Source organism: Nocardioides sp. zg-1230 (genome assembly GCF_013155335.1).
Lineage (GTDB): Bacteria > Actinomycetota > Actinomycetes > Propionibacteriales > Nocardioidaceae > Nocardioides.
In genome coordinates this window covers 1071840-1095098 of sequence record NZ_JABJQZ010000001.1, presented here as the reverse complement: position 1 = coordinate 1095098, position 23259 = coordinate 1071840, and the positions used below count along the sequence as shown (strand labels likewise).

The window sequence follows — 23259 nt, the reverse complement described above, 5'->3', positions numbered from 1 at the left end:
TGACTGGCCCGTGACCGGTGGACCGTCGCCGGTTTCTTGCTCGCGCGTGCCCTCTAGTAACGTTCGGCGCGGTGACGTGTCCGAGCGGCCTAAGGAGAACGCCTCGAAAGCGTTTGTGGGCGCAAGTCCACCGAGGGTTCAAATCCCTCCGTCACCGCCAGCCGATCGGGCCGGTCCTCCACGGACCGGCCCGATCGTCGTCCCGGGGCCCCGCGCGGTCGTCGTACGCTCGTGGCGTGGACGAGCAGAACCCCGCGCTCCGGGCCCTGGCGGCGTCGGGCATCGCGCACGAGGTCACCCGGCACGGACGGGTGGGCTCGCTCGCCGAGGCGGCAGCCGTGCGCGGCGTGGAGCCGTCCGCGATCGTGAAGACGATGGTCGTGCGCCGGGGCGAGGGCGACCACCTCTTCGTGCTCGTGCCCGGCGACCGCGAGATCTCGTGGCCCAAGCTCCGCGCGCTCCTGGGCGTCAACCGGATCTCGATGCCCGCGGCCGATGCCGCCCGTGAGGTGACCGGCTACGAGCGCGGGACCATCACCCCGTTCGGCTCGGAGACGGCGCTGCCCGTCGTCGCCGACGAGCGCATCGTGGGGCGCACGGTCTCCATCGGGGCCGGTGCGCACGGGGTCGCGGCGACCGTTGCCGGGGACGACGTCGTCACCCACTTCGACGCGCTGGTCGCGGACGTCACCGACCCGGCCTGAGGGGGTACATCGGCCCTTGAACCGCGAGAACCGGGGTCGGCAGAATCCGAGCATGGAACGCGCACGGGCAGACCGCTTCATGGCCTCCGCCGCTGCCCTGGTCGGTCGGTACACCTACCGCCCCGAGACCGACGAGTGGTGGTGGTCGGACACGATGTTCATGATCCACGGGTTCGAGCCCGGCGCCGTCGTCCCCACGACCGAGCTGGTGATGCGGCACGTCCATCCCGAGGACGTCCCGGCCGCGTGGGAGTCGCGCGAGGCGTTGCTGGAACGTTGCGAACCCTTCTCGTTCCTGCATCGCATCCGCACCGCGAGGAACGACCTCCGCGTGGTGCTGGCAGCCGGACACCTGGAGGACGAGGACGGCACGCCGGTCGTGCACGGGCACCTCGTCGACATCACCGACGTGCGCCAGGACGCCGTGCACACCGAGGTCGACACGGCCGTCGTGGACTTCGTGGAGCACCGCGCCGTCATCGAGCAGGCCAAGGGCGTGCTGATGCAGCTCTACAGCGTCGACACCGACACCGCGTGGGCGCTGCTGCGCGCCTTCTCTGCCGACACCAACCGCAAGGTGCGCGACATCGCGCGGGTGCTGGTCGACGCGGTGGCCGGCGACCGCACGCCGACCAAGGTCGGTCCGGTGTCGGCCCACGTGATGCTCGAGCGGCTGTACTCCGACGTGCCGCAAGCCGTCGCGAACGACAGCGCGAAGGCCGAGTGACAGCACCTTCACCGTTCTGTGGATGTGGTGTGTACTTCGGTTGTACCGTGAGCGCGTGCCCACCGTGCTGCTCGTCGAGGACGAGCCCGACCTCGCGCAGGCGATGGCACTCGCGCTCGGCCGGGCCGGCTTCGACGTCCTCACTGTCGACAGCGGGAGCGGGGCCCGCGCCGGCATCGGTGGCCGTCACGTCGACGTCGTCGTGATGGACCGCGGCCTGCCCGACATGGACGGCCTGGAGGCCACGGCGTCCCTGCGGGCCGACGGGTTCCTCGGTGCCGTCCTGGTGACGTCCGGCCACGCCGGGCCCGACCACGTGGCCGCCAGCCTGGGCGCCGGCGCCGACGACGTGCTGGGCAAGCCGTTCACCCTCGTGGAGCTCGTGGAGCGGGTCCGCGGCTCGGTCCGGCCACCCACCGTCGCCGAGGCCGGCTGACACCCGGAATTTCTTTCGCCGGACCGCGTCATGGGACGCCCGGTCGCCCGTCCCACCAGCGGTAGGGCCAGACGGTCGCGTTCCGTCGGGCTCGTCCACCGTCCCCGGACGTCGTCCTCCCGCCGGCGTCCGGTCCCCCCAGTGGCGGTGGGTCCACGCACCACCAACGCGACTGCGGCACGGCCCTCGCAGGGGCCGTGCCGTTTGTCTGTCCACCCACCGCCTCTATTTGCACTGAGTGCAACAATGGCCGGGTGACGACGACCCCGCCCACCGACGGCCGCAGCGCGCTGCGCGAGGAGCGTCGTCGCGCCATCCTCGACGCGGCCCGGGCGCTGGCCACCGAGCACGGGGCCGACGGGTTCACCGTCGAGCAGGTCGCGGCGCGAGCGGGGGTGTCGCGGCGTACCGTCTTCAACCACGTCGCCGGCCTCGACCAGCTGCTGGTGGCGGTGTGCGAGCAGATCCTCGCCGAGGTGACCACCGACCTGCTCGCCGACATCGAACGGCGTACGACCGGGCTCAACGCCGACGACGCCGGGTGCCGCTCCGCGCTCGACGCGGTGGCCGAGGCCACCCGCGGCGTGGACCTGCCCACCGCGATTGCCACGATCCACCGCGTCCTCGGCTCGCCCGCCGTGCACGACGAGCGGGCGCAGGGCATCGCGCGGGCCGCCTTCGACCACGTCGGCGGCCGACTGCGCGCCCAGATGCAGCGCCGTGCACCCGCGCTCGACCCCGTCGACCTCGAGCTCAGCCTCGCGCTGCTCTTCGCCGGCATCACCACGATCGCCGACCTGTGGCTGGCCGATCACCCCGACCTGGCGCCGGACGTGCCGCCCGCGGCCCGTGCGGACTGGGACGACCTGCTCGACCGCCTGCTCCACCGCATCCGCGTCGGCGTCACCGGCTGACCCGCCCGGCTGACCCACCCCGACCTCCCCCCTCCTGCACACCACCGAAAGGCCCGCCACCCCATGGCTGAGCTCCTCTACCGCATCGGTCGCTTCGCGGCCCGCCGCCACTGGGCCGTCATCGGCGCCTGGCTGATGGTCCTGGCCGTCACGGCGGTGACGTACGTGTCCTTCGCCGGGGCGCTCTCGTCGAACATCACGCTGCCCGACACCCCCACGACCCGGGTCTCCCAGCAGCTCGAGCGCGACTTCGAGGGCGCAGGCGGCGGCAACGGCTCGATCGTCGCCCAGACCACCGACGGCACCGAGTTCAGCGCCGCGCAGCAGCGCGAGCTGGTCGCGCTGCTCGACCGGCTCGAGGAGGTGGACTCCGTCGCCGAGGTGTCCGACCCGTTCGCCACGCAGGAGCAGCTGGACTCGTCGGCGGAGCGGGTGGCCGACGGCCGCGAGCAGCTCAACGACGGCCTGGCCCAGCTCAGCGCCGGCCAGGCGCAGATCGACGCCGGCCGACAGCTGCTCGACCAGCAGCGTGCCCAGGCCCAGGAGGACGGCACGCTCGGCGCGATCCGCCCCCAGCTCCGGGATGCCGAGCGGCAGCTCGACGAGGGCCAGGCCGAGATCGACCGGCAGCGGGCCAGGGTCGACGAGCAGGCCCCGCAGCTGGAGCAGGGCGCCACCCTGTCCGAGCTCTCGTCCGCGTTCCGCACCGTGTCGGAGGACGGCAGCGCCGCGGTCGCCAACGTCACCTTCGACGTCTCGACCAACGAGGTGACCACGGAGGTGAAGACGGAGATCGAGGACCTCGTCGCCGACGCCGGCATCGACGGGGTGGAGCTCTACCCCTCGCAGGACATCGCGCAGACCGTCCCGTCCATCCTCGGCCCGGGCGAGATCGCCGGCGTCGTCATCGCCGCAATCGTCCTCTTCGTCATGCTCGGGACCGTCATCGGCGCCGCCCTGCCGCTGGTCACCGCGCTGCTCGGTGTCGGGGTCGCGTCGCTCGCCTCGTTGTCGTTCTCCGGGGTCGTGGACTTCGTCTCGGTGACCCCGGTCCTCGGCGTGATGCTGGGCCTCGCGGTCGGCATCGACTACTCGCTCTTCATCATCAACCGCCACCGCCGCCAGCTGAAGCAGGGCGCCGAGCTCCACGAGTCGATCGGCCTGGCCAACGGCACCTCCGGGAACGCGGTCGTCTTCGCCGGCGTCACCGTGATGGTGGCGCTGCTGGCCCTCAACGTCACCGGCGTCGGGTTCCTCGGCCTCATGGGCACCGTCGGCGCCGTCGCCGTGCTGGTCGCGATCCTGATGGCCGTCACCCTCACGCCCGCGATCCTGTCGCTCGTCGGCGCACGCATCCTGCGCCGCCGCGAGCGGGCGCGCCTCGCCGCGGGTGAGCGCACGCACGACGAGGCGATCACCGACCGCGACCGGCCGATGAGCACCACCCGCGCGTGGACCGTCCTCGGGCTGGGCGTCGTCGCCCTGCTCGTGGTGGCCGCGCCCGCGACCCAGATGCGGCTCGGCCTCCCCGACGGCTCGACCCAGCCGCCGGAGTCCGCCGCGTTCAAGGCGTACGACGTCCAGGCGGAGAAGTTCGGGGACGGGTCCAACGGCCCGCTCCTGGTCGTCGCCGACCTGCCCGGGGCGATCGCCGAGGACGACGTCGTCGCCGAGGAGGCCAGGGTCGGCGAGCAGCTCGGCCGGGTCTGGAACGTCGAGGCAGTCGTGCCGATCGGCGCGTCGACGGACCGCTCGGCGCTGGCCTTCCAGGTGATCCCGAAGGGGTCGCCGTCGAGCGAGTCGACCGCGGAGCTGGTGCAGAACCTTCGCACGCTCACCCCGGAGACGCTCGACGGAGGCGAGGCCACCCTCGGCGTCGCCGGCAACGCGAGCGCCGGAATCGACATCTCCGACAAGCTCGCCGACGTGCTGCCGACCTATCTGGTCCTGGTCGTCGGGCTGTCGCTGGTGATCCTGGTGCTGGTGTTCCGCTCGATCCTCGTGCCGGTCACCGCCACCCTCGGCTTCGTGCTGTCGCTACTGGCCGCGTTCGGCGGCATCACCGCGATCTTCCAGATCGGCTTCCTGTCCGACCTGTTCGGTGTGCACGCGCCCGGTCCCGTGCTGAGCTTCCTGCCGATCATCGCGACCGGCATCCTCTTCGGCCTGGCGATGGACTACCAGCTGTTCCTGGTGTCCGGGATGCGGGAGTCCTACGCCCACGGGGCGCCGGCGCGGGTCGCCGTGCAGCACGGGCTGCACGCCGGACGCTCGGTCGTCACGGCCGCCGCGATCATCATGATCTCGGTGTTCGCGGGATTCATCTTCAGCCACGACGCGACCATCAAGCCGATCGGCTTCGGCCTGGCCTTCGGCGTCCTGCTCGACGCGTTCGTCGTACGGATGCTACTGATCCCGGCCGCGATGCACCTGCTCGGCGAGTCGGCGTGGTGGCTGCCGCGGTGGCTCGACCGGATCCTGCCCGACGTCGACGTCGAGGGCGCCAAGCTCGAGCGCAGCCACCCCGTGCACGGCCAGCCGGTCGACGCGGAGGCGGCTGAGCACGAGCCGAGCGGCGCCCACGCCGCGCGGTGACGCGGACGTGGCGGTGCACCATGATGGTCCCGTGACCGAACCCCGCGCCGTCCACACCTGGCTCACCGACATGGACGGCGTCCTGGTCCGTGAGGAGGACCCGATCCCCGGGGCCAAGGAGTTCATCGCCGCGCTGCGCGAGCAGGAGGTCCCGTTCCTGGTCCTCACCAACAACTCGATCTTCACCCCGCGCGACCTGCGGGTGCGGCTGCTGCGCAGCAGCGGCATCGACGTGCCGGAGGAGTCGATCTGGACGTCGGCGCTCGCGACCGCGCAGTTCCTCGACGACCAGCGCCCCGGCGGGTCGGCGTACGTCGTGGGCGAGACCGGGCTGACCGCGGCGGTCCACGACATCGGCTACGTCATGACCGACCAGGACCCCGACTACGTCGTGCTCGGCGAGACGCGCACCTACTCGTTCGAGGCGATCACGCGCGCGATCCGGCTGATCAACGACGGCGCGCGGTTCATCGCGACCAACCCCGACCCGAGCGGCCCCAGCGCGCAGGGCATGCTCCCGGCCACGGGGTCAGTGGCGGCGCTGATCAGCACCGCGACCGGACGCCAGCCCTACTTCATCGGCAAGCCCAACCCGCTGATGATGCGCAGTGCGCTCAACCGCATCGACGCCCACTCCGAGACCACGGTGATGATCGGCGACCGGATGGACACCGACATCATCAGCGGCCTGGAGGCGGGCATGCGGACCGTCCTCGTGGCCACCGGCGCCACCGAACGCCACCAGGTGCAGGACTTCCCCTACCGGCCGACGCTGGTCGTCGACTCGATCGCCGACGTGGTGCCCTACGTCGCCGAGAGGCGCCTGCCCGAGGACACGTAGCCCGGGTCAGCGGGCCGGGCCGTACGGCGTCAGCAGCTGGTCGACGGGCGCGAAGTCGTCGGTGAGGAGCGGGGCGCCGTCCGCCCACGCGGCCAGGTCGGCACCGGCCAGCGACCCCCAGGCCAGATCGCGCTCCTCGAACCCGGCCGCGACGGCGTCGAGGTCGACCGGCTCGCGGGAGGCGACGAGCACGAGGTTGCCGCCGTCCTCGCCCGCGAGCACGTCGGGGGCGGCCAGCAGCGCGATCTCGTCGAAGACCTCGCTGCTCGTGCGCACGTAGGCACGGGCGAAGTCGAGCGGACCGTGGTCGATGACGTTGGCCACGTAGACGCCGCCCTCGCCCAGGCCCGCCTCGAGACCCTCCAGTGTCTCGCGGGTGGCGAGGTGCCACGGCACGCTGACCCCGCCGAACGCGTCGCCAACGACGAGGTCGAGGCTCGCGGGCTCGAGGTCGTCGATGGCCAGGCGACCGTCCTCGACGGCGACCTCGACGCCGGCGGGCAGCTCGCCGCCCAGCAGCTCGAGGTCGGCCTCCACGACACCGGCGTCGATCTCGGAGACCCGGCTCGTCGTGCCGGGCCGGGTGGCCTCGAGCCAGCGCGGCAGGGTCAGCCCGCCCGCGCCGAGGTGGTACGCCGCCAGCGGCTCGTCGGGCGGGAAGGCGGCGTCGACCAGCGACGCCATCGCGCGGACGTACGCGAAGTCGAGGTGGGTGGGGTCGGCCAGGTCGACGTAGGAGTGGCGCAGCCCGTCGAGCACCAGCACCCGCCCGTCGGGCCGGCCGGGGTCCGCGCTGACGGCGAGGCAGTGGTAGGTCGTCTCGACGTCGCAGCCGCTCGGCGCCGCTGCTGCTCCCACCCCGGCCAGCGCCACGACCACGCCCAGAACGGCGTCGCTGCGACCGCGACGTCCGGCCACCTGCACCACGACGGAGGTGGCCAGGAGCACGATGCCGAGGCCGACCAGGATGCCGCTGACCGGCACCCGCGAGACGAGCACGAAGCCGGTGACGACGGTCCCGACGATGGCCCCCACGGTGCCGAGGCCGGAGAGGTGGCCCACCACCGTGCCGGTCTCGGCGAGGTTGGTGAGCCGGAGCTTGATGACGACCGGGCTGACGGCCGAGAGCAGGATGCCCGGGACCAGGATCGACAGCGTGGCCGCGAGGAGGAGCAGCCCGGCGTCGCCCGAGGCCGCCGCCCCGCGGACCACCGTCGGCGTCAGTGCGACGGCTGCCCCGGAGATCCCGAGCAGCGGTCCCAGCAGGGGTCGCGGGGCGACGCGATCGGCGGTCCACCCGCCCGCCCACGTGCCCGCGGCGATGGCGGTGAGCGCGAGCCCGATCACGAGGGTGTTGGTCTCGAGCGTCAGACCGTAGTGCGGCGCGAGCAGCCGTAGCGCCACCAGCTCGACCACCAGCACGGCCGCCGAGGAGCCGAACACCAGTGCCGCGGCGGCCCACGCGGACAGGTCGTGCCGCGGGGAGCGCTCGGAGGGCATGGGCCCGATCCTGTCAGCCCGGTCCACGCCGCGAATGGGTGCGTCTCAGGTGAGCGGGCGCGGGTCGAGCAGGTGCCCGCGCCGCCACGCGCGATGGATCACGACCGCCGCCAGGACTGCGCCGGCGGTGCCCAGGGACAGGTCGCCCAGCGTGTCGGCGTAGGCGAACTCGCGCTCGGTCGAGCGGCTGATGAAGGCGAAGTACTCCGCGACCTCCCACGCGATCGCAGCGCTCGCCCCGAAGGCGAGGCCGCGCTCGAGGACACGCCAGATCCCCACGTCGCGGTGCAGGGTGAGGAGGATGAACGCCGCGGCGAGCAGGCCGGTGTTCATGAAGTGCATCCAGTCGTCGAACCACACGACCGTGTCGTAGAGGTCCATCCGGTTGCCGAGGATGTCGGTGAAGCAGGTGATGGTGATCAGCAGGTCGGGCAGCCAGGGGAAGGAGATGCGGTCGCGCCACAGTGCCCACCACAGGACCGGCACGGTGAAGGACATCAGCGGGTAGCCGATGGCCCGCATGCCGGCGGCCTTGTCACGCAGGTTGGCCTGGTCGGGGTGCAGGACCGCGAAGAGCAGTAGCAGCAGCAGGGCCCCCTTGGCGAGGACGTTGGCCGTCTTCGCCAGCGTCGGGGTCAACGGGTGCTCGATCGTGGTCGTTGCCGCCTCGGTCACCCGGTCCCCCATCGTCGAGCGCCACGAAGGTCGGGCGTCCGGACCCAGTGTGTCAGCACCGCGCGGCGCGCTCACCAGGTGGCCGCGTGGCACTCCTGCGCGGGCAGTGTCTCCACCTGCAGCGTCGCGTGCTCGATGCCGTGACCCTCGCGCAACGCCGCGCCGGCCGCGGCGAGCACGACCTGGGCGTCCGCGCCCACCCGCAGGACGAGGTGCGCGGTCGCGACGTTCATCCCCGACGTCAGGGTCCAGGCGTGCAGGTCGTGGAGCTCGGCGACACCGGGGACGGCCTCGAGGTCACGGACCACCGCCTCGAGGTCGACGTCGTGCGGCGCGTGCTGGCCGAGCACCGCCAGCACCTCACGACCCAGCACCAGCGCTCGTACGGCGACCAGGACGCCGATCGCCAGCGCGACCACGGTGTCCCACCATCCGTCACCCGTCATCCGCACGAGCACACCGGCCACGAGCACGCCGACGCTGCCGGCCGCGTCAGCCATCACCTCGAGGTAGGCGCCCCTGACGTTGATCGACTCCGAGGCGCCCCCGCGCAGCAGGACCAGGCACGCCAGGTTGACGACCAGCCCGATCGCACCGACCACCAGCAGCGGACCCGAAGCGACCTCGACGTCCTCGCCCATCCGGCGCACGGCCTCGACGACGACGTAGGCCGAGACCCCCAGCATGATCAGGACCGTCAGGCCCGAGGCGAACACCTCGGCCCGGTAGGAGCCGTAGGTGCGCCGGCCGGAGTCGTCGCGGCGGGTGGCGATCGTGGTCGCGACGAGCGCAGCCCCCAGGGCCACGACGTCGGCGGCCATGTGGCCCGCATCGGAGAGCAGCGCCAGCGAGCCCGACACCAGGCCCACGACGAGCTCGACGCCGAAGAAGGCCGCGACGAGGCCGAAGGCCACGGCGAGCCGCCACCGGTGCCGGGCACCCGCGTGCCCGTGCCCGTGTCCTGCCCCCATCGCACACCTCCATCGTCGTCGGTCCTCATCATCGCTGTCCGGCGATGCCGGGTCAAACCCGACACCCGACGCGGTTGCTCGATGCCGGAGGATGGGGTCGACTGCCCCCGCCCGGAGGAGACCGGCCCCATGAGCACCACCGCCACCGTCGTCGAGCAAGACGTCGTCGACGAGACGCAGGAGCGGCCGCTCGCGATCGGGCTGCTCGTCGGCGGCCTCATCGGTCTCGTTGCGTCAGCGGTCCTGCTCATCGAGCGCATCCGCCTCGCCGAGGACAGCGACTACGTGCCGACGTGCAGCATCAACCCGGTCCTCAGCTGCGGCAACGTGATGGAGTCCGCCCAGGCGGCCCTGCTGGGCTTCCCCAACCCGATCATCGGCGTCGCCGCCTTCCCGGTGGTCGTTGCGACGGGCGCGGCCCTGCTGGCCGGTGGTCGGCTGGCACGGTGGTACTGGCTCGGCCTGCAGGCCGGCGTCACGGCCGCCTTCGCGCTCGTGTGCTGGCTGGTGTTCCAGAGCCTCTACCGGATCGGCGCGCTCTGCCCCTACTGCATGGTCGTGTGGGCGGTGGTGATCCCGCTGTTCTGGTACGTCACTGCGCGCAACGCCGCGGCAGGCGCCTTCGGCAACGACCCGGACGGGCGGCTCGCAGAGGTCCTGCGCGACTGGCGTGGGCCGCTGGTCTTCGGCACCTTCCTGGTGGTCGTGCTGCTCATCCTCGAGCGCTTCTGGTCCTACTGGTCCTCACTCCTGTGAGGCTGCTGCCTCAGGCGTGCCGCTCCTCGTAGTGGTGCTCGGACCCGATCCCGGTCAGCGCGAGCAGGCGTCCCGCGGTCGCGAGGACCTCGGCGAGCTCGGCGTCGTTGGTCAGCGACCACAGCGACGCCCGGCCCTCCGGTCGTGAGGTGACCAGGCCGCAGTCCTTGAGGCAGGCGAGGTGCTTCGAGACGGTGCTCTGGGCCAGACCGAGGTGCGCGGTCAGGTCGACCACCCGGTGCTCGCCGAGGGACAGGTGGCGCACGATCAGCAGCCGCGACGGGTCGGAGAGGGCGTGGAACAGCGCCGCCTCGGCCGCCAGCCCGGTCGGCTCCGATCTCATCGCCACGCGTCGATGCTAGGCCATCCGGCGCGCACGGCGGCGGGGCCGGTCGCCCGGTATCCAGGGACGAAATGGTGGGCGGGTGACCCGATACGCCACCAGATCGTCCCTGGACAGCCGGGACCGGGGCTCAGACGACGCGGGTCTTCGGCGTCCCCTCGGCGGTCTTGCCCGGGTCGCGTACGACGACGGAGCCCAGAGCGTCGTCGATGCGGGACATGACGTCCGCGTCGAGCTTCACGCCGGCGGCCTTGACGTTGTCGGCGACCTGCTCGGGGCGGGAGGCACCGACGAGGGCGGCGGCGACGTTGTCGTTCTGCAGCACCCAGGCGATGGCGAGCTGGGCCATGGTCAGCCCGCAGTCCTTGGCGATCGGCTCGAGGTCCTGCACCGCGGTGAGCACCTCGTCGCGCATGAAGCGCGAGATCATGTCGGCGCCGCCCTTGGTGTCGGTCGCGCGGGAGCCGGCCGGCGGCTCGGCGCCGGGCTTGTACTTGCCGGTGAGCACGCCCTGCGCGATCGGGCTCCACACGATCTGCGAGACGCCGAGCTCCTTCGACGTCGGGACGACCTCGTCCTCGATGACGCGCCAGAGCATGGAGTACTGCGGCTGGCTGGAGATCAGCTGGAAGCCGAGCTCCTTCGACAGCTCGACGCCGGCGCGGATCTGGTCGGCGGTCCACTCGCTGACGCCGATGTAGAGCGCCTTGCCCTGCCGGACGATGTCGGCGAAGGCCTGCATCGTCTCCTCGAGCGGGGTCTCCACGTCGTAGCGGTGGGCCTGGTAGAGGTCGACGTAGTCGGTCTGCAGGCGCTGCAGCGAGCCGTTGATCGACTCCATGATGTGCTTGCGCGAGAGGCCGGTGTCGTTCTTGCCCTTGGGGCCGGTCGGCCAGTAGACCTTCGTGAAGATCTCGAGCGACTCGCGGCGCTCGCCCTTCAGCGCCTCTCCGAGGACGGTCTCCGCCGCGGTGTTGGCGTAGACGTCCGCGGTGTCGAAGGTCGAGATGCCCTCGTCGAGCGCGGCGCGCACGCACTTCGTGGCGACGTCGTTCTCGACCTGGGAGCCGTGGGTGAGCCAGTTGCCGTAGGTGATCTCGGAGATCTTGAGTCCGCTGTTGCCGAGGTATCGGAATTCCATTTCTCCGACACTAGCGAGGCGTCGGGCGCAGCCCCGCCCGGAAGGGGGAGCTCAGTCGAGGACGACGAGGACGTCACCGTCCTGCACGACGTCGCCCTCGGTCACCTTGATCGCGGTGACGGTGCCGCCGCGCTCGGCGAGCATCGGGATCTCCATCTTCATCGACTCCAGCAGCACGACGGTGTCGCCGGCCTCGACGCGGTCGCCCTCGGCGACCTCGATGGTGAGGACGTTGGCGACCAGCTCGGAGACGATCTCGAGGGAGGTGGGGCGGACCATGGCCCCGACGCTAGCGGTTACCCGGGCGTACGCGCGGATCGAGCGGGCTCAGAGCTCGGCGAAGCGGCGCGGCTCCGGACGGTGCGGACCGGCCTCCTCGGCACGGCGACCGCCGCGGCCCTTCGGCCCCGTGAGGGCGAGGTCGGCACGGATCACCAGCCAGCCGAGGAGGAGGCCGAGGACGAGGGAGTACGCCGCCCGCAGGCCGGCCTCGAGGTAGGCGGTGTCCGGCGAGACCAGGCCCGTCGCGAGCGGCACGGTGGCGGCGACGCCGAAGGCGCAGAACCACCAGCCCTGACGCCGGCGGGCGCGGACGTGGGTGCCCCAGACCAGCGCCGGGATGCCGAGCAGCACCACCAGCGGCCGCGGGAACGCGCCGATGCGGGCCGAGGTCCAGTCGGCGAAGTCGAGGACGGAGGACACGAAGCTCTGGGCGCCGTAGCGCCGCAGCAGCTCGGCGTACGCCAAGGTCGCGAACAGGACGCCGAGACCGATGGCGACGACGATCATCCCGCGCCGGCCGAGGCCGTGCAGGCCGGCACCGAGGCGGTAGACGATCGCCAGGACGAGGACCAGGGCAAGGAGCAGGGCGACGATCTCGAACCGCTCGGTCGCGACGGTGGGCTCGAAGCCGACGGCCGCGAAGGCGGCGACCGCCGCGACGAGGGCCGCGATGAGCGCCTCGCGGACCGCCTTCAGGCCGGTGACGGCCGGGACGGTCACCATCACGGCGTACACGCTGCCGACCACGCAGGTCATCACCGCGGCGCCGGTGGGCAGCACGCGGCCGCCAACCAGCAGGCTGGCGACGCCAAGGACCAGCGCGAGTCCCGCGGACACGAGCGCGCGCCCAGCGGTCCGGGTGGCCAGCAGCCACGACAGCGAGGTGACCACCGCGACCGCGCCGACCCCGTCGAGCCACTCGGGCGCCGCGCCGGCGTCGCCCACGGCCGTGACGTCGCTCAGCGCGCCGCTCACCGCCGACCAGCCGAGGGCAGCGGTCCCGAGGAGCAGCACGCCGAACCAGAAGACCAGCAGCGAGCGCCGCGGACCGTCGGGGAAGGTCGCCTCCGTGGGTGCCGGAGCGGTCGCCCCCGGGGCCGCCACGGGGGCAGGAGCGGGGGGCGGGGCCGGCGCCGGCTCGGCGGGTGCCGACGTGACCGCAGGCGGCGGAGGTGCCGCTGGCGGAGGAGCCGCCACGCTCGCGGGCTCAGCCTTCCGGGCCCGCCGCAGCCGCGACGGCGGCCGCTCGGCAGCCCGCTTGCCGCGGGAGGACCCGCGGGGGCTGTCGGAGGAGGGGGAAGGCACGACCGAGGAGGTTACAGCCGCCGGTTGGCGAGCGACGGATTGGTGCGGCGGGCCTCGGCGAGGTCCGCGCGGTCGAGGACGGCGTCGAGGACCTGCTCCCGCCCGTCCGCCTCGGCGAGGACGTCGCCCAGCGGGCCGATCACGGCGGAGTGACCGACGTAGCGCGGCTCGGGCTGTCCGGCGCCGACGACGAAGCAGGTGTTCTCGATGGCCCGCGCGGCCAGGAGGGTGCGCCAGTGCGCGACCTTGCGGTCGCCGGGCAGCCACGCCGCCGGCACCACGAGGACCTCGGCCCCGGCGTCGACCAGGCGCCGCGCGAGCTCGGGGAAGCGCAGGTCGTAGCAGGTCATCAGCCCGACCTGCCAGCCCGCGACCTCGACGACCACCGGCTCGGGAGCGCCACCGGTGAGGCGGTCGGACTCGCGGTAGCCGAAGGAGTCGTAGAGGTGGATCTTGCGGTACGTCGCCGGGCTGGGGCCGCTGACGACGAGGGTGTTGAACGGACGGTCGGGGTCGTCCGCGACCTCGAACATCCCGGCCACCACGGTTGCCGACGTCGCGTCGGCGACGCGGGCGACCTCGCGGGCGAACGGCCCGTCGACCGGCTCGGCGAAGGCGCTGACGTCGGACCCGGCCTGCCCGAAGTCACGGGCGAAGGCCTCCGGGAGGACGACCAGGTCGGCACCCGGCTCCACGTCGGCGAGGCGGGCGCGGTTGGCGTCGGGGTCGAGCCCGCTCGCCCACTGGTGGACGCGCACGCGCAGCTGGTCGGGCCGGTCGGACATGGCCCCAGCGTAGGACTGCGAGGATGACGGGATGAACCCTCACCGCCCGGCGCCCGCGAGGGGCGGGTTCGCCGGCGTGGTGCTGGCGGGTGGCACGGCCGCGCGCATGGACGGCGCCGACAAGGCGTCGGTCGAGCTGGCCGGCCGGTCCCTGCTGGAGTACGCCGTCGACGCGCTCGTCGACGCCGACGAGGTCGTGGTCGTCGGCCCGGACACCGTGCGGACCGCGCGGCCGGTGACCTTCGTCGTCGAGGACCCGCCCCGCGGCGGTCCCGTCGCCGGGCTGCTCACCGGGCTCGACGCGCTGCTGCGGCGACCGCGCCTCGTCGGCGTGCTCGCGGTCGACATGCCGCGCGTGACCGCGTCGACGATGCGGCGCCTGCGCGAGGGGGCGGCCGGCCGGGACGGGGCGTTCCTGGTCGGCGGCGACGGTCGACGGCAGCTGGCCGGGGTGCTCGACGCGGCCCGGCTGGACGTCGTACGACCCGACCGGGAGGGGCAGCACGGGATGGCGCTGCACCGCCTGCTGGCGCCCCTCGACCTGGCGGAGGTGGCGGCGACCGGCGAGGAGGCCGTCGACGTCGACTCGTGGGCCGACCTGCGCGACCTGCGCGGCTGAGCCCAGGCTGAGGTGTCTCCCTTGCCGCACCCGGGTGGGGTGCGAGACATTGGGCTCGTGAACCTCCACGACTGGATCGACGAGCTCGCCGACGTGCTCGACGTCGAGACCGAGGTCGACGAGGGCCTGGTCCTCGACCTGGCCCGCGTGGCCGCGCAGAACGTGCAGAAGACCGCCGCACCCATCACCGCCTACCTGCTCGGCTTCGCGGCGGGCGCGAGCGACGCGAACCCGGAGCAGGTCGAGCGCCTCGCCGCCCGCGCGCAGCAGCTCGCCGAGAGCTGGGACCGCCCCGCGGACGCGCCGGATCCCGACGACGTCGACGACGAGGTCCCCGACGACTCCTCGGTGGACCACTCCAGCGACCTCTACGAGGACTGATCGCGTGCGTGCTGCCGTCAGCAGCGGGGCCGGTGGCCCCGACGTCCTGTTCGTCGGCGAGGTCGACGACCCGCGCCCGGGTGCCGGCGAGGTGCTCCTCGACGTCGCCGCCACGGCGGTCAACCGGGCCGACACCCTCCAGCGGCAGGGCTTCTACCCGCCGCCGCCGGGGGCCTCGGAGGTCCTCGGCCTCGAGTGCAGCGGCCGGATCGCCGAGCTCGGCGAGGGGGTCGAGGGCTGGAAGGTCGGCGACGAGGTCTGCGCGCTGCTCGCCGGCGGCGGGTACGCCGAGCGCGTTGCCGTGCCGGTCGGTCAGGTCATGCCGGTCCCGTCCGGCGTCTCCCTCGTGGAGGCGGCCTGCCTGCCGGAGGTCGCCGCGACCGTGTGGTCCAACGTCTTCATGACCGCCCACCTCGACAAGGGCGAGCGGTTCCTCGTCCACGGCGGCGGTGGCGGCATCGGCACGATGGCCATCCAGCTGGCCGCGGCCCGCGGCGCGGAGGTCTACACCACCGCCGGCTCCCCGGAGACGCTCGAGCTGTGCCGCTCGCTCGGCGCGACCCGCGCGATCAGCTATCGCGACGAGGACTTCGTCGAAGTGCTCACCGAGGCCGGGGGCGCCGACGTCATCCTCGACAACATGGGCGCCAAGTACCTCGCCCGCAACGTCTCCGCCCTCGCCACCGGCGGCCGCCTCGTGATCATCGGCATGCAGGGCGGCTCGAAGGCCGAGCTCGACATCAACGCCCTGCTCCGCAAGCGGGCCTCGGTGACCGCGACCTCGCTGCGCTCCCGCCCGCTCGTCGAGAAGGCCAAGATCTGCTGCGAGGTCGTGGAGAACGTCTGGCCCCTCGTCGCGGCCGGCCGGGTCCGCCCGATCGTCGAGACCACGCTGCCGCTCGACGACGTCGCGCGCGCCCACCAGCTGATGGACGACGGCGGGCGCGCCGGGAAGATCGTCCTCACCCTCTGACCCGCGCGCTCGCCAGTCCCTGAGCGGTGGTCCACCCACATTCGCCGGCCGAGGAATGTCGGTGGAGCACCGCCCGTACGACAACACGGCCCGACACGCCCATGAGCGGTGGCCCACCCACGTTTCGGCGCCGAGAAATGTCGGTGGACCACCGCTCGGGCGGGCGCCACCGGGCGGGACCTAGGGTGGGAGCCATGACCGAGCAGCAGCAGCCCGAGCCCGCCGCAGCCCCGAGCGGCGGTGAGGAGCAGGTCGTGGTCGTCGGCCCCGACGGACAGCCCATCGGCACCATCCCGGCGAGCGCGCTCCCGGAGATGACGCAGGTCGCCGGTGAGGGTGACGACGAGGACGGCGACGGCGAGCGCCACATCACCGAGCTGGTCGAGCAGCCGGCCAAGGTGATGCGGATCGGCAGCATGATCCGCCAGCTCCTCGAGGAGGTGAAGGCGGCGCCGCTCGACGAGGCCAGCCGCAACCGCCTGAAGGACATCCACGCCGCGTCGATCAAGGAGCTCGAGACGGGCCTCGCGCCCGAGCTGGTCGAGGAGCTCGAGCGGCTCTCGCTCCCGTTCACCGAGGACGGCACCCCGTCCGAGGGCGAGCTCCGGATCGCCCAGGCCCAGCTCGTCGGCTGGCTCGAGGGCCTCTTCCACGGCATCCAGACGGCGATCTACGCCCAGCAGATGGCCTCCCGCGCCCAGCTCGAGCAGATGCGCCGCGCCCTCCCGGCCGGCCACGGCGGGCGCCCCGACCACGGTCCGCACCAGCCCACCGGCATGCCCACCATGCCGGGCGGCGGCCAGGAGTCGGACGACTCGGCCGGCAACCGCGGCGGCATGTACCTCTGAGGGCTCAGCCCCGACCCGACGTGCGTGCGAGACGTCGTACGACGACCATGCCGAGCGCCCCGACGACCCCGATCGCCGCTGCGGACCACAGCAGGTCGCGCACCGGCGTGTCCTCCACCTCGACCTCCGACCGGCCGGGAAGCGGTCGCGTCCCCGGGCCGAGGGCCGCGGCCACCTTGCCCGCGTAGTTGTCCTCGGCGTACCAGGCGACGTCCAGGCAGTCCTGCAGCGCCGGGCGACCGCGAGCGTCGAGGGTGGCGAGCACCAGCAGCTCGCGGTCCAGCGGCAGCCGCTGGTCGCACGTGCTGCCCGTCCGCGGCGCAACGACGTCCTGCGTGCGGTTCACCCGGCCGGCGTGGACGGTCTCGACGGTGAAGCGGTAGACCACCTCCCCGTCCGCGGCCCGCTCGCTCGTCGCGGACCCGACGAACGCGACGTCCGCGCGGGCGGCGTACTCCTCCGGCGACAGGCGGACGCAGCTGCACGCCGCGGCCGGGGCGGCCGACCCCAGCGCGAGCCCGCCCACCAGCAGCGCCAGGACGGCGAGCAGGCGGAGGACCACGTCAGCGCGCGAGGCGGCGTACGACGACGAGGCCGAGGAGGCCGATGATCGCGGCGGCGGCGCCGGGTGCCGCCGTGCGGGCGAACCCGGCGGGCGGCGAGTCCTCGACCAGCGTGCGCTCGGCGGTCGGGGGCGGGGGCGGCTCGACCGAGGTGCCCTCGCCGAGGAGGCCCTCGATCCTGGACACCTTGGACGGGTTGGCCTCGCTGGTGCCGCCGCAGCTGTCGGCCTCGAACGGCGCCTCGGTGCCGGTGGCGAGGAAGACGTAGGAGGTGCCGACCGCGAGCTCGCCGAGGCCGCAGGCGTTCTTCCCGCCGGCGGAGAAGACCTGCGTGGTGCGCTCCGGCTCGCCCTGGTAGGCCCGCGACGCGGTGACGTCGTAGGTGTGGTCGTTGCCGGCGACCTCGACGTTGTCGACGGTGCCGATGAAGACCGCGTCGGCGCGCTCGACCTGCTGCCCGAGACCGCCGGGCTGGCAGGTGCAGTCGGCCGCGGCCGGGGCCTGGACCGTCACCACGAGGCCGAGGCACGCGAGGAGCAGTGCGGCAGCGAGTCGGACGGCGCGGATCATGGCGGGCAGCCTAGCGAGGGCGACCGGAGGAGAGACCGAAGAGGTCGGCGAGCACCGCGGCCACCCCGTCCTCGTCGTGGTGGGGCGCGAGGTGGTCGGCGAGCTCGCGCACCGTCGGGTGGGCGTTGGCCATCGCGTAGGACGTGCCGGCCCACTCCAGCATCGGCAGGTCGTTGGGCATGTCGCCGAACGCCACGACGTCGTCGGGACCCAGGCCCATCCCGGCCGCGACAGTGGCCAGCGTCGACGCCTTGGTGACCCCAGCCGCGCTGATCTCCACCAGCGTGCCCACCGACGACCAGGTCGTGACGACCTGCTCGCCCAGAGCGTCGGCGACCAGCTCCCAGTAGGGCTCTGGCTCGTGCCCCTCGTGGCGGGCGAGCAGCTTGACCACGTCACCGTCGACGAGCTCCTCCAGAGGAGCGGTCGGCACGTCGGGCGCGAGGTTGACCGCCAGCCGCGGCATGAAGCCGGGCTCCTTCGCGAAGCCCGTGGTCTTCTCGAGCGCGAAGACGGTGCCGGGCAGGTCCGCGCGCAGCCGCGCGGCCACCTCGCGCAGCACCTCGGCCGGGATGGTCCGGGCGGTCGCCACCTCGCGGCGCGCGACGTCGTACACGATCCCCCCGTTGCTGCAGATCGCGATCCCGTGCCCGCCGACGGCCTCCCACAGCTCCTCCATCCAGCGGATGGGCCGTCCGGTGGTGAACACGACCGGTACGCCGGCGGCGTCGAGCTCGTCGAGCACCGCGCGGGTGCGTGCGGAGACCCGGCCCTCCGAGTCGAGGAGGGTGCCGTCGAGGTCGGTGGCCACGAGGCGGGGAGAGCTCACGAGCCGTCCCGGACGGTCACGGTGACGGTGAGCAGGTCACCCTCGGTCACGCCCGCGGCCGTGCGGACCGCCTTCTTCACCGGGAGCACGAAGCCACCGGAGGTGGTGTCGGGGAAGACGCTGGTGTCCCAGGTGGTCGCGCCGACCCGGGCCCGCACCCGGACCGAGCCGAAGCCCCGCGGCTCGCCGGCCCGTTCGCGCACCTCGTCGGCGAGGTCGACGGGCAGGGTCACGAAGCACCACGCGCCCGAGTCGGCGGACTCCTTGCGCGCCGTCCAGCGCCAGAGCTCCGCGGTGAAGGTGACCCCCTCGTCCACGACTCAGCAGTCCTGGGGGAACCAGCGCGAGATCTCGACGGCAGCGCCCTCGTCGTTCACGGTCGCGGTCACGTCGTCGGCGGCGGCCTTCACCTCGTCGACGGCCTGGCCCATGGCCACGCCGCGACCGGCCCAGCGGAGCATCTCGATGTCGTTGCGGCCGTCGCCGATCGCCAGCACGTCGGCCGCGGCCAGCCCGATCTTGTCGCAGACGTGCTGGAGGCCCGAGGCCTTGGAGACGCCGACCGGGGAGAGGTCGAGCCACGCGGTCCAGCCGACGACGTAGTCCGTGCCGTGCAGGCCGAGCCTGGCTGCCAGCTCGATGAAGTCGTCGGCGGTCGCCTCGGGATCGCGGACGATCACACGGCTGACGGGCTCACCGACGATGTCGTCGACGTGGGTGATCACCTGCTCGCCGGACAGCTCGCCGTCGGGGAAGACCCGGTTGACGCGGTAGCCGCCGACCTCGCGCTCCTCGACCGCGACCAGGGCGTGCGGGTGGTGCTCCAGCACCGCGGCGACGGCCGGGGCGGCGTCGAAGGTCTCCTCGTGGACGACCTCCATCGGCGGGTAGCGGAAGACCACCGCGCCGTTGGACGCCACCACCCAGAGGCGGTCGGCCTCCTCGCGCGGGATGTCGAGCAGGTCGGCGATCGTCGTCATGCCGTGCGGCGAGCGGCCGCTCGCCAGCACGACGTGGGCGCCGGCGTCGAGGGTGCGGTGCACGGCGTCGTAGACCTCGGGCGTGATGGTCTCGTAGTCCTCGGTCTGCCCGTCGACCCACTTCAGGAGCGTGCCGTCGATGTCGAGCGCAACGACCCGGGGGGTCCAGTCAGCCAAGGGGCTTCATCACTTCCAGGCCGCCGAGGTAGGGGCGCAGCGCCTGCGGCACGGTGACCGATCCGTCCTCGTTCTGGTGGGTCTCGAGGATCGCCACGATCGCCCGCGGGATAGCGGTCAGCGTGCCGTTGAGGGTCGCGACCGGCACCGTCTGGCCGTGGTCGTCGCGGGTGCGGATGTCGAGGCGGCGCGCCTGGAAGTCGGTGCAGTTGGAGGTCGAGGTGAGCTCGCGGTACTTGCCCTGCGTCGGGATCCACGCCTCGCAGTCGAACTTGCGCTGCGCGCTGAGGCCGAGGTCGCCGGCAGCGGTGTCGATGACCCGGTAGGCGAGCTCGAGCTTGTCGAGGAACTCCTTCTCCCACGCCAGCAACCGCTCGTGCTCGGCGTACGACTCCTCCACGGTCGTGTGGACGAACATCTCCACCTTGTCGAACCAGTGGACCCGGATGATGCCCTTGGTGTCCTTGCCGTGGCTGCCGGCCTCCTTGCGGAAGCACGGGCTCAAGGCGGCGTAGCGGCGCGGCAGCGAACCGGCGTCGAGGATCTCGTCGGAGTGGTAGGCCGCCATCGCGACCTCGCTCGTGCCGACGAGGTAGAGGTCCTCGCCCTCGATGCGGTAGACGTCGTCGGCGGCCTGGCCGAGGAAGCCGGTGCCCTCCATGGCGCGCGGCTTGACCAGCGACGGGGCGATCACCTGGGTGAAGCCGGCGTTGCGGGCCTGGTCCATCGCCAGGTTGACCAGCGCGAGCTCGAGCTGCGCGCCGACGCCGGTGAGGAAGTAGAAGCGCGAGCCGCTGACCTTCGCGCCGCGCTCGAGGTCGATGGCGCCGAGGAGCTTGCCGAGCTCGATGTGGTCGCGCGGCTCGAAGTCGAACTCCCGCGGGGTGCCGACGTGCTCGAGAGTGACGAAGTCGTCCTCGCCACCGGCGGGCGCCTCGTCGGCGGCGATGTTCGGGATTGCCTTGATCGCCTCGTCCCACTCGGCCTCGGCGGCGTTGCGCGCGGCCTCTGCCTGCTTGACGCCCGCGGCGAGCTCCTTGACCTGAGCGAGCAGGGCCTGCTTCTCCTCGCCCTGCGCCTTGGCGACGAGCGCGCCGCTGGCCTTCTGCTCGGCCCGCTTCGCCTCGAAGTCGGCGATCGCCTGCCGGCGTGCGGAGTCCGCCGCCAGCGCCCGGTCCACCACGTCGTCGGACAGCCCGCGCTTGGCCTGGGCGGCGCGCACGCGGTCGGGGTCGTCACGGAGCAGGCGGGGATCGATCACACCAGAAGGCTATCCGTCCGGGCGTGGGGAGGCCCGTCCGGTGTGGGCATACTTCGCGGGTGACTCCCGCCTCCCGCAACCGCGCCCTCGGTGGGGCGGCCCTCGCGGCCGCCCTGTTCGCGGTCCTCGGCTTCCTCGTGACCCGTGACCGGTCCCCGCTCGACACCTTCGACACCGAGGGCCGGCGGCTCGAGGACTGGGCCGACGACCAGGGCCTGCTCGTCGAGGCGCTGCGGTTCGTCGAGGTCGCCTTCGGCACGATCGGCATGACCGTGCTCACGGTGCTGCTGGCGCTCGTCCTCGTCCTGCGTCGTCACCGCTGGGCGGCACTGCTGGTCGTCGTGGTGATGGCGGTGACCTCGCTCGCGACCACCGTGCTCAAGCGCTTCCTCGGGCGTGACCGACCGGACTGGCAGGACGCCTTGGGCGAGCACGTCAACTACAGCTTCCCGTCCGGCCACGCGTCGTCGACGGCTGCCTTCGCGGCGCTCCTCGTCATGCTGCTCGTCCTGTTCGTACGTCGTACGAGCCTGCGCCGCCTCGGCATCGCGGCCGTCGTGGCGTGGTGGGTCCTCGTGGGCCTGGACCGGGTGCTCCTGGGCCGGCACTTCCCCAGCGACGTGATCGGCGGCCTCCTGCTGGCCCTGACGATCTTCTTCCTGGCGCTGGCATTCATCGACCCCCGGCCGCGCTCGACCGCATCCCGGGTCGAGCCGCTACCGGAGGTCTACGCCTCGGAGAAGCGGCTCGCGGTCATCCTCAACCCGATCAAGGTGGAGGACGTGGGGCAGTTCCGCTCGCTCGTCGCCTCGATGGCCGCGGAGTCCGGCTGGTCGGAGCCGACCTGGCAGTACACCACCGTCGAGGACCCGGGCACCGGCATGGCCGAGCGCGCAGCCGTCTCCGGGGCCGACCTGGTCATCGTCTGCGGCGGCGACGGCACCGTGCGCGAGGTGTGCGCCGAGCTCGCCGGCACCGGCATCCCGGTCGGCATCATCCCCGCGGGCACGGGCAACCTCCTCGCCCGCAACCTCGGCATCCCGCTCTACATCCGCTCGGCGATCGATGTCGCCCTCAACGGCCAGGACCGGGCGATCGACCTCGTCGAGGTCGGCGGCGACGGCATCGAGGACACCCACTTCATGGTGATGGCCGGCATGGGGTTCGACGCCGCGATCATGGAGGGCGTCAACGAGGACATCAAGAAGAAGATCGGCTGGGTGGCGTACGTCGTCTCCGGCCTGCGGTCGCTGATGTTCCCGGCCGTGAAGGTCGAGATCCAGATCGACGACCAGGAGCCCACCGTCCACCGCGCCCGCACGGTCGTCGTCGGCAACGTCGGCTTCCTCCAGGCCGGCATGCCGCTGCTGCCCGACGCCACCATCGACGACGGCATCCTCGACGTGGTGATCATCCACCCGCGGCAGTTCCTGTCGTGGATCACGGTGGCGATGCGCGTGCTGCGCAAGAGCACCATCGTCGACGAGACGCTCGACCGCCGCACCGGCTCGCGGGTGCGGATCAAGGCGTCCGCCGACACCCCCCGCCAGCTCGACGGCGACTCCATCGGCGAGGGTCGCGAGCTGCACATGGAGTGCATCCACGGCCGCCTGCTGGTGCGCGTGCCCCGCTGACGGCACGTGCCCGTCAGGGGCAGGTGTTGGTGACGTAGCGGGCGAACGACTTCTCCTCGTCGTCCTCCCACTCCCCGTCCTCCCAGTTGAAGCCTCTCTCCTCGACGTCGCCCGGCTCCATGTCCTCGAGACGGTCGATGAGCTTCTCGAACCCCGCTCGCGCGTCCGCGGACATGTTGTCCGGCGTCCCCACGCGTGCCAGCTCTGAGGCCCACTCGTGGGTCAGCTCGACGAGCTCGCCATCGGAGGGGAGGCCGCTGGCGAAGAAGAGGTCCGTTCCCTCCGCCACGAACCAGCTCTTGGCCGCACAGAAGTCGTCGATCGACGCGTTCGTCGGCGCGTCTGACCCGGGCCCGCCGCACGCCGCGAGGAGCACAGCCCCGGCGACGGCGTACGTGAATCTCGACAACCTCAAACTGGCCCCCCTGCTGCAGACGACGACATCGTGT

The 23259-nt window shown here is 72.7% G+C and carries 27 protein-coding genes and 1 tRNA gene; 13 read left to right on the top strand and 15 right to left on the bottom strand.

Annotated elements, in window-relative coordinates:
* Nucleotides 1-70 precede the first annotated feature (70 nt).
* The 7 genes from HOO61_RS05360 (at nucleotide 71) to HOO61_RS05330 (ending at nucleotide 6217) form a co-directional block, all read left to right on the top strand.
* A tRNA-Ser gene (locus tag HOO61_RS05360) sits at nucleotides 71-160 on the top strand.
* A gap of 76 nt (nucleotides 161-236) precedes the next feature.
* Nucleotides 237-704: a YbaK/EbsC family protein gene (locus tag HOO61_RS05355; protein WP_172257534.1), complete on the top strand. Its 468-nt coding sequence runs from the start codon at nucleotides 237-239 to the stop codon at nucleotides 702-704.
* A gap of 52 nt (nucleotides 705-756) precedes the next feature.
* Nucleotides 757-1431 (top strand): PAS and ANTAR domain-containing protein, encoded by a 675-nt coding sequence (locus tag HOO61_RS05350; RefSeq protein WP_172257532.1) that lies wholly within the window; start codon nucleotides 757-759, stop codon nucleotides 1429-1431.
* A gap of 55 nt (nucleotides 1432-1486) precedes the next feature.
* Nucleotides 1487-1867, top strand: a complete 381-nt coding sequence (locus HOO61_RS05345; RefSeq protein ID WP_172257530.1) for a response regulator — start codon at nucleotides 1487-1489, stop codon at nucleotides 1865-1867.
* 254 nt (nucleotides 1868-2121) lie between these two features.
* Nucleotides 2122-2781, top strand: coding sequence for a TetR/AcrR family transcriptional regulator (locus HOO61_RS05340; protein ID WP_216658551.1), 660 nt, complete (start codon nucleotides 2122-2124; stop codon nucleotides 2779-2781).
* Between the two features lie 63 nt (nucleotides 2782-2844).
* Nucleotides 2845-5376 carry an MMPL family transporter gene (locus HOO61_RS05335; protein WP_172257526.1) on the top strand — a complete coding sequence of 844 codons (2532 nt, stop codon included), beginning with the start codon at nucleotides 2845-2847 and terminating at the stop codon, nucleotides 5374-5376.
* Between the two features lie 70 nt (nucleotides 5377-5446).
* Nucleotides 5447-6217 carry an HAD-IIA family hydrolase gene (locus HOO61_RS05330; RefSeq protein WP_172258167.1) on the top strand — a complete coding sequence of 257 codons (771 nt, stop codon included), beginning with the start codon at nucleotides 5447-5449 and terminating at the stop codon, nucleotides 6215-6217.
* A 6-nt stretch (nucleotides 6218-6223) separates the two neighbouring features.
* On the opposite strand, the gene HOO61_RS05325 is transcribed toward HOO61_RS05330, so the two are convergent.
* From HOO61_RS05325 to HOO61_RS05315, 3 genes are all read right to left on the bottom strand, one after another.
* A complete protein-coding gene (locus tag HOO61_RS05325) occupies nucleotides 6224-7717 on the bottom strand; it encodes a fused MFS/spermidine synthase (RefSeq protein WP_172257524.1) in 1494 nt (497 codons plus the stop codon).
* Nucleotides 7718-7762: 45 nt separating this feature from the next.
* Nucleotides 7763-8392 carry a hypothetical protein gene (locus tag HOO61_RS05320; RefSeq protein ID WP_172257522.1) on the bottom strand — a complete coding sequence of 210 codons (630 nt, stop codon included), beginning with the start codon at nucleotides 8390-8392 and terminating at the stop codon, nucleotides 7763-7765.
* A gap of 71 nt (nucleotides 8393-8463) precedes the next feature.
* Nucleotides 8464-9363 carry a cation diffusion facilitator family transporter gene (locus tag HOO61_RS05315; RefSeq protein WP_172257520.1) on the bottom strand — a complete coding sequence of 300 codons (900 nt, stop codon included), beginning with the start codon at nucleotides 9361-9363 and terminating at the stop codon, nucleotides 8464-8466.
* Between the two features lie 129 nt (nucleotides 9364-9492).
* Here HOO61_RS05315 and HOO61_RS05310 point away from each other — a divergent pair, with 129 nt between their 5' ends.
* Nucleotides 9493-10119: a vitamin K epoxide reductase family protein gene (locus HOO61_RS05310; RefSeq protein WP_172257518.1), complete on the top strand. Its 627-nt coding sequence runs from the start codon at nucleotides 9493-9495 to the stop codon at nucleotides 10117-10119.
* A 10-nt stretch (nucleotides 10120-10129) separates the two neighbouring features.
* On the opposite strand, the gene HOO61_RS05305 is transcribed toward HOO61_RS05310, so the two are convergent.
* The 5 genes from HOO61_RS05305 to HOO61_RS05285 all read right to left on the bottom strand — a co-directional run bounded on the left by HOO61_RS05305 (nucleotide 10130) and on the right by HOO61_RS05285 (nucleotide 13975).
* Nucleotides 10130-10462, bottom strand: coding sequence for a helix-turn-helix transcriptional regulator (locus HOO61_RS05305; RefSeq protein ID WP_172258166.1), 333 nt, complete (start codon nucleotides 10460-10462; stop codon nucleotides 10130-10132).
* A gap of 130 nt (nucleotides 10463-10592) precedes the next feature.
* Nucleotides 10593-11603, bottom strand: a complete 1011-nt coding sequence (locus tag HOO61_RS05300) for an aldo/keto reductase family protein (protein WP_172257517.1) — start codon at nucleotides 11601-11603, stop codon at nucleotides 10593-10595.
* Between the two features lie 51 nt (nucleotides 11604-11654).
* A complete protein-coding gene (locus HOO61_RS05295) occupies nucleotides 11655-11882 on the bottom strand; it encodes a biotin/lipoyl-binding carrier protein (RefSeq protein ID WP_172257516.1) in 228 nt (75 codons plus the stop codon).
* A gap of 48 nt (nucleotides 11883-11930) precedes the next feature.
* Entirely contained in the window at nucleotides 11931-12989 is a 1059-nt protein-coding gene (locus tag HOO61_RS05290) for a hypothetical protein (RefSeq protein WP_172257515.1), read from the bottom strand.
* 212 nt (nucleotides 12990-13201) lie between these two features.
* Entirely contained in the window at nucleotides 13202-13975 is a 774-nt protein-coding gene (locus HOO61_RS05285) for a carbon-nitrogen hydrolase family protein (RefSeq protein WP_172257514.1), read from the bottom strand.
* A 31-nt stretch (nucleotides 13976-14006) separates the two neighbouring features.
* Between HOO61_RS05285 and HOO61_RS05280 the strand changes: the two genes are divergently transcribed.
* The 4 genes from HOO61_RS05280 (at nucleotide 14007) to HOO61_RS05265 (ending at nucleotide 16796) form a co-directional block, all read left to right on the top strand.
* Nucleotides 14007-14594, top strand: a complete 588-nt coding sequence (locus HOO61_RS05280; RefSeq protein WP_172257513.1) for a molybdenum cofactor guanylyltransferase — start codon at nucleotides 14007-14009, stop codon at nucleotides 14592-14594.
* A gap of 57 nt (nucleotides 14595-14651) precedes the next feature.
* Nucleotides 14652-14975 (top strand): DUF6457 domain-containing protein, encoded by a 324-nt coding sequence (locus HOO61_RS05275; protein WP_172257512.1) that lies wholly within the window; start codon nucleotides 14652-14654, stop codon nucleotides 14973-14975.
* 4 nt (nucleotides 14976-14979) lie between these two features.
* Nucleotides 14980-15948, top strand: a complete 969-nt coding sequence (locus HOO61_RS05270) for an NAD(P)H-quinone oxidoreductase (protein ID WP_172257511.1) — start codon at nucleotides 14980-14982, stop codon at nucleotides 15946-15948.
* 194 nt (nucleotides 15949-16142) lie between these two features.
* A complete protein-coding gene (locus tag HOO61_RS05265) occupies nucleotides 16143-16796 on the top strand; it encodes a bacterial proteasome activator family protein (protein WP_172257510.1) in 654 nt (217 codons plus the stop codon).
* 4 nt (nucleotides 16797-16800) lie between these two features.
* Here the strand turns inward: HOO61_RS05265 and HOO61_RS05260 are convergent, their stop codons facing one another.
* From HOO61_RS05260 to serS, 6 genes are read right to left on the bottom strand one after another with little or no spacing between them, the layout of a single operon-like run.
* On the bottom strand, nucleotides 16801-17358 hold the full coding sequence (locus HOO61_RS05260) for a hypothetical protein (protein WP_172257509.1): 558 nt from the start codon (nucleotides 17356-17358) through the stop codon (nucleotides 16801-16803).
* Nucleotide 17359: 1 nt separating this feature from the next.
* Entirely contained in the window at nucleotides 17360-17929 is a 570-nt protein-coding gene (locus tag HOO61_RS05255) for a hypothetical protein (RefSeq protein ID WP_172257507.1), read from the bottom strand.
* A 10-nt stretch (nucleotides 17930-17939) separates the two neighbouring features.
* Nucleotides 17940-18758: a Cof-type HAD-IIB family hydrolase gene (locus HOO61_RS05250; RefSeq protein WP_172257505.1), complete on the bottom strand. Its 819-nt coding sequence runs from the start codon at nucleotides 18756-18758 to the stop codon at nucleotides 17940-17942.
* Nucleotides 18755-19075 carry a DUF1905 domain-containing protein gene (locus HOO61_RS05245; protein WP_172257503.1) on the bottom strand — a complete coding sequence of 107 codons (321 nt, stop codon included), beginning with the start codon at nucleotides 19073-19075 and terminating at the stop codon, nucleotides 18755-18757. The genes HOO61_RS05250 and HOO61_RS05245 overlap by 4 nt, the downstream gene beginning before the upstream one ends.
* A gap of 3 nt (nucleotides 19076-19078) precedes the next feature.
* Nucleotides 19079-19915, bottom strand: a complete 837-nt coding sequence (locus HOO61_RS05240) for an HAD family hydrolase (RefSeq protein WP_172257501.1) — start codon at nucleotides 19913-19915, stop codon at nucleotides 19079-19081.
* Entirely contained in the window at nucleotides 19908-21176 is a 1269-nt protein-coding gene (serS, locus tag HOO61_RS05235; RefSeq protein WP_172257499.1) for a serine--tRNA ligase, read from the bottom strand. Before serS ends, HOO61_RS05240 begins: the two co-directional genes overlap by 8 nt.
* 59 nt (nucleotides 21177-21235) lie before the next feature.
* Here serS and HOO61_RS05230 point away from each other — a divergent pair, with 59 nt between their 5' ends.
* Nucleotides 21236-22810, top strand: a complete 1575-nt coding sequence (locus tag HOO61_RS05230) for a YegS/Rv2252/BmrU family lipid kinase (RefSeq protein ID WP_367650036.1) — start codon at nucleotides 21236-21238, stop codon at nucleotides 22808-22810.
* 13 nt (nucleotides 22811-22823) lie between these two features.
* Here the strand turns inward: HOO61_RS05230 and HOO61_RS05225 are convergent, their stop codons facing one another.
* Entirely contained in the window at nucleotides 22824-23219 is a 396-nt protein-coding gene (locus HOO61_RS05225) for a hypothetical protein (RefSeq protein WP_172257497.1), read from the bottom strand.
* Nucleotides 23220-23259 lie beyond the last annotated feature (40 nt).

Coding starts and splice junctions, on each gene's coding strand:
- HOO61_RS05350 (WP_172257532.1), top strand. CDS start 757: ATGGAACGCGCACGGGCAGACCGCTTCATGGCCTCCGCCGCTGCCCTG.
- HOO61_RS05265 (WP_172257510.1), top strand. CDS start 16,143: ATGACCGAGCAGCAGCAGCCCGAGCCCGCCGCAGCCCCGAGCGGCGGT.
- HOO61_RS05280 (WP_172257513.1), top strand. CDS start 14,007: ATGAACCCTCACCGCCCGGCGCCCGCGAGGGGCGGGTTCGCCGGCGTG.
- HOO61_RS05295 (WP_172257516.1), bottom strand. CDS start 11,882: ATGGTCCGCCCCACCTCCCTCGAGATCGTCTCCGAGCTGGTCGCCAAC.
- HOO61_RS05305 (WP_172258166.1), bottom strand. CDS start 10,462: ATGAGATCGGAGCCGACCGGGCTGGCGGCCGAGGCGGCGCTGTTCCAC.
- HOO61_RS05315 (WP_172257520.1), bottom strand. CDS start 9,363: ATGGGGGCAGGACACGGGCACGGGCACGCGGGTGCCCGGCACCGGTGG.
- HOO61_RS05310 (WP_172257518.1), top strand. CDS start 9,493: ATGAGCACCACCGCCACCGTCGTCGAGCAAGACGTCGTCGACGAGACG.
- HOO61_RS05330 (WP_172258167.1), top strand. CDS start 5,447: ATGGACGGCGTCCTGGTCCGTGAGGAGGACCCGATCCCCGGGGCCAAG.
- HOO61_RS05255 (WP_172257507.1), bottom strand. CDS start 17,929: ATGATCCGCGCCGTCCGACTCGCTGCCGCACTGCTCCTCGCGTGCCTC.
- HOO61_RS05335 (WP_172257526.1), top strand. CDS start 2,845: ATGGCTGAGCTCCTCTACCGCATCGGTCGCTTCGCGGCCCGCCGCCAC.
- HOO61_RS05300 (WP_172257517.1), bottom strand. CDS start 11,603: ATGGAATTCCGATACCTCGGCAACAGCGGACTCAAGATCTCCGAGATC.
- HOO61_RS05325 (WP_172257524.1), bottom strand. CDS start 7,717: ATGCCCTCCGAGCGCTCCCCGCGGCACGACCTGTCCGCGTGGGCCGCC.
- HOO61_RS05285 (WP_172257514.1), bottom strand. CDS start 13,975: ATGTCCGACCGGCCCGACCAGCTGCGCGTGCGCGTCCACCAGTGGGCG.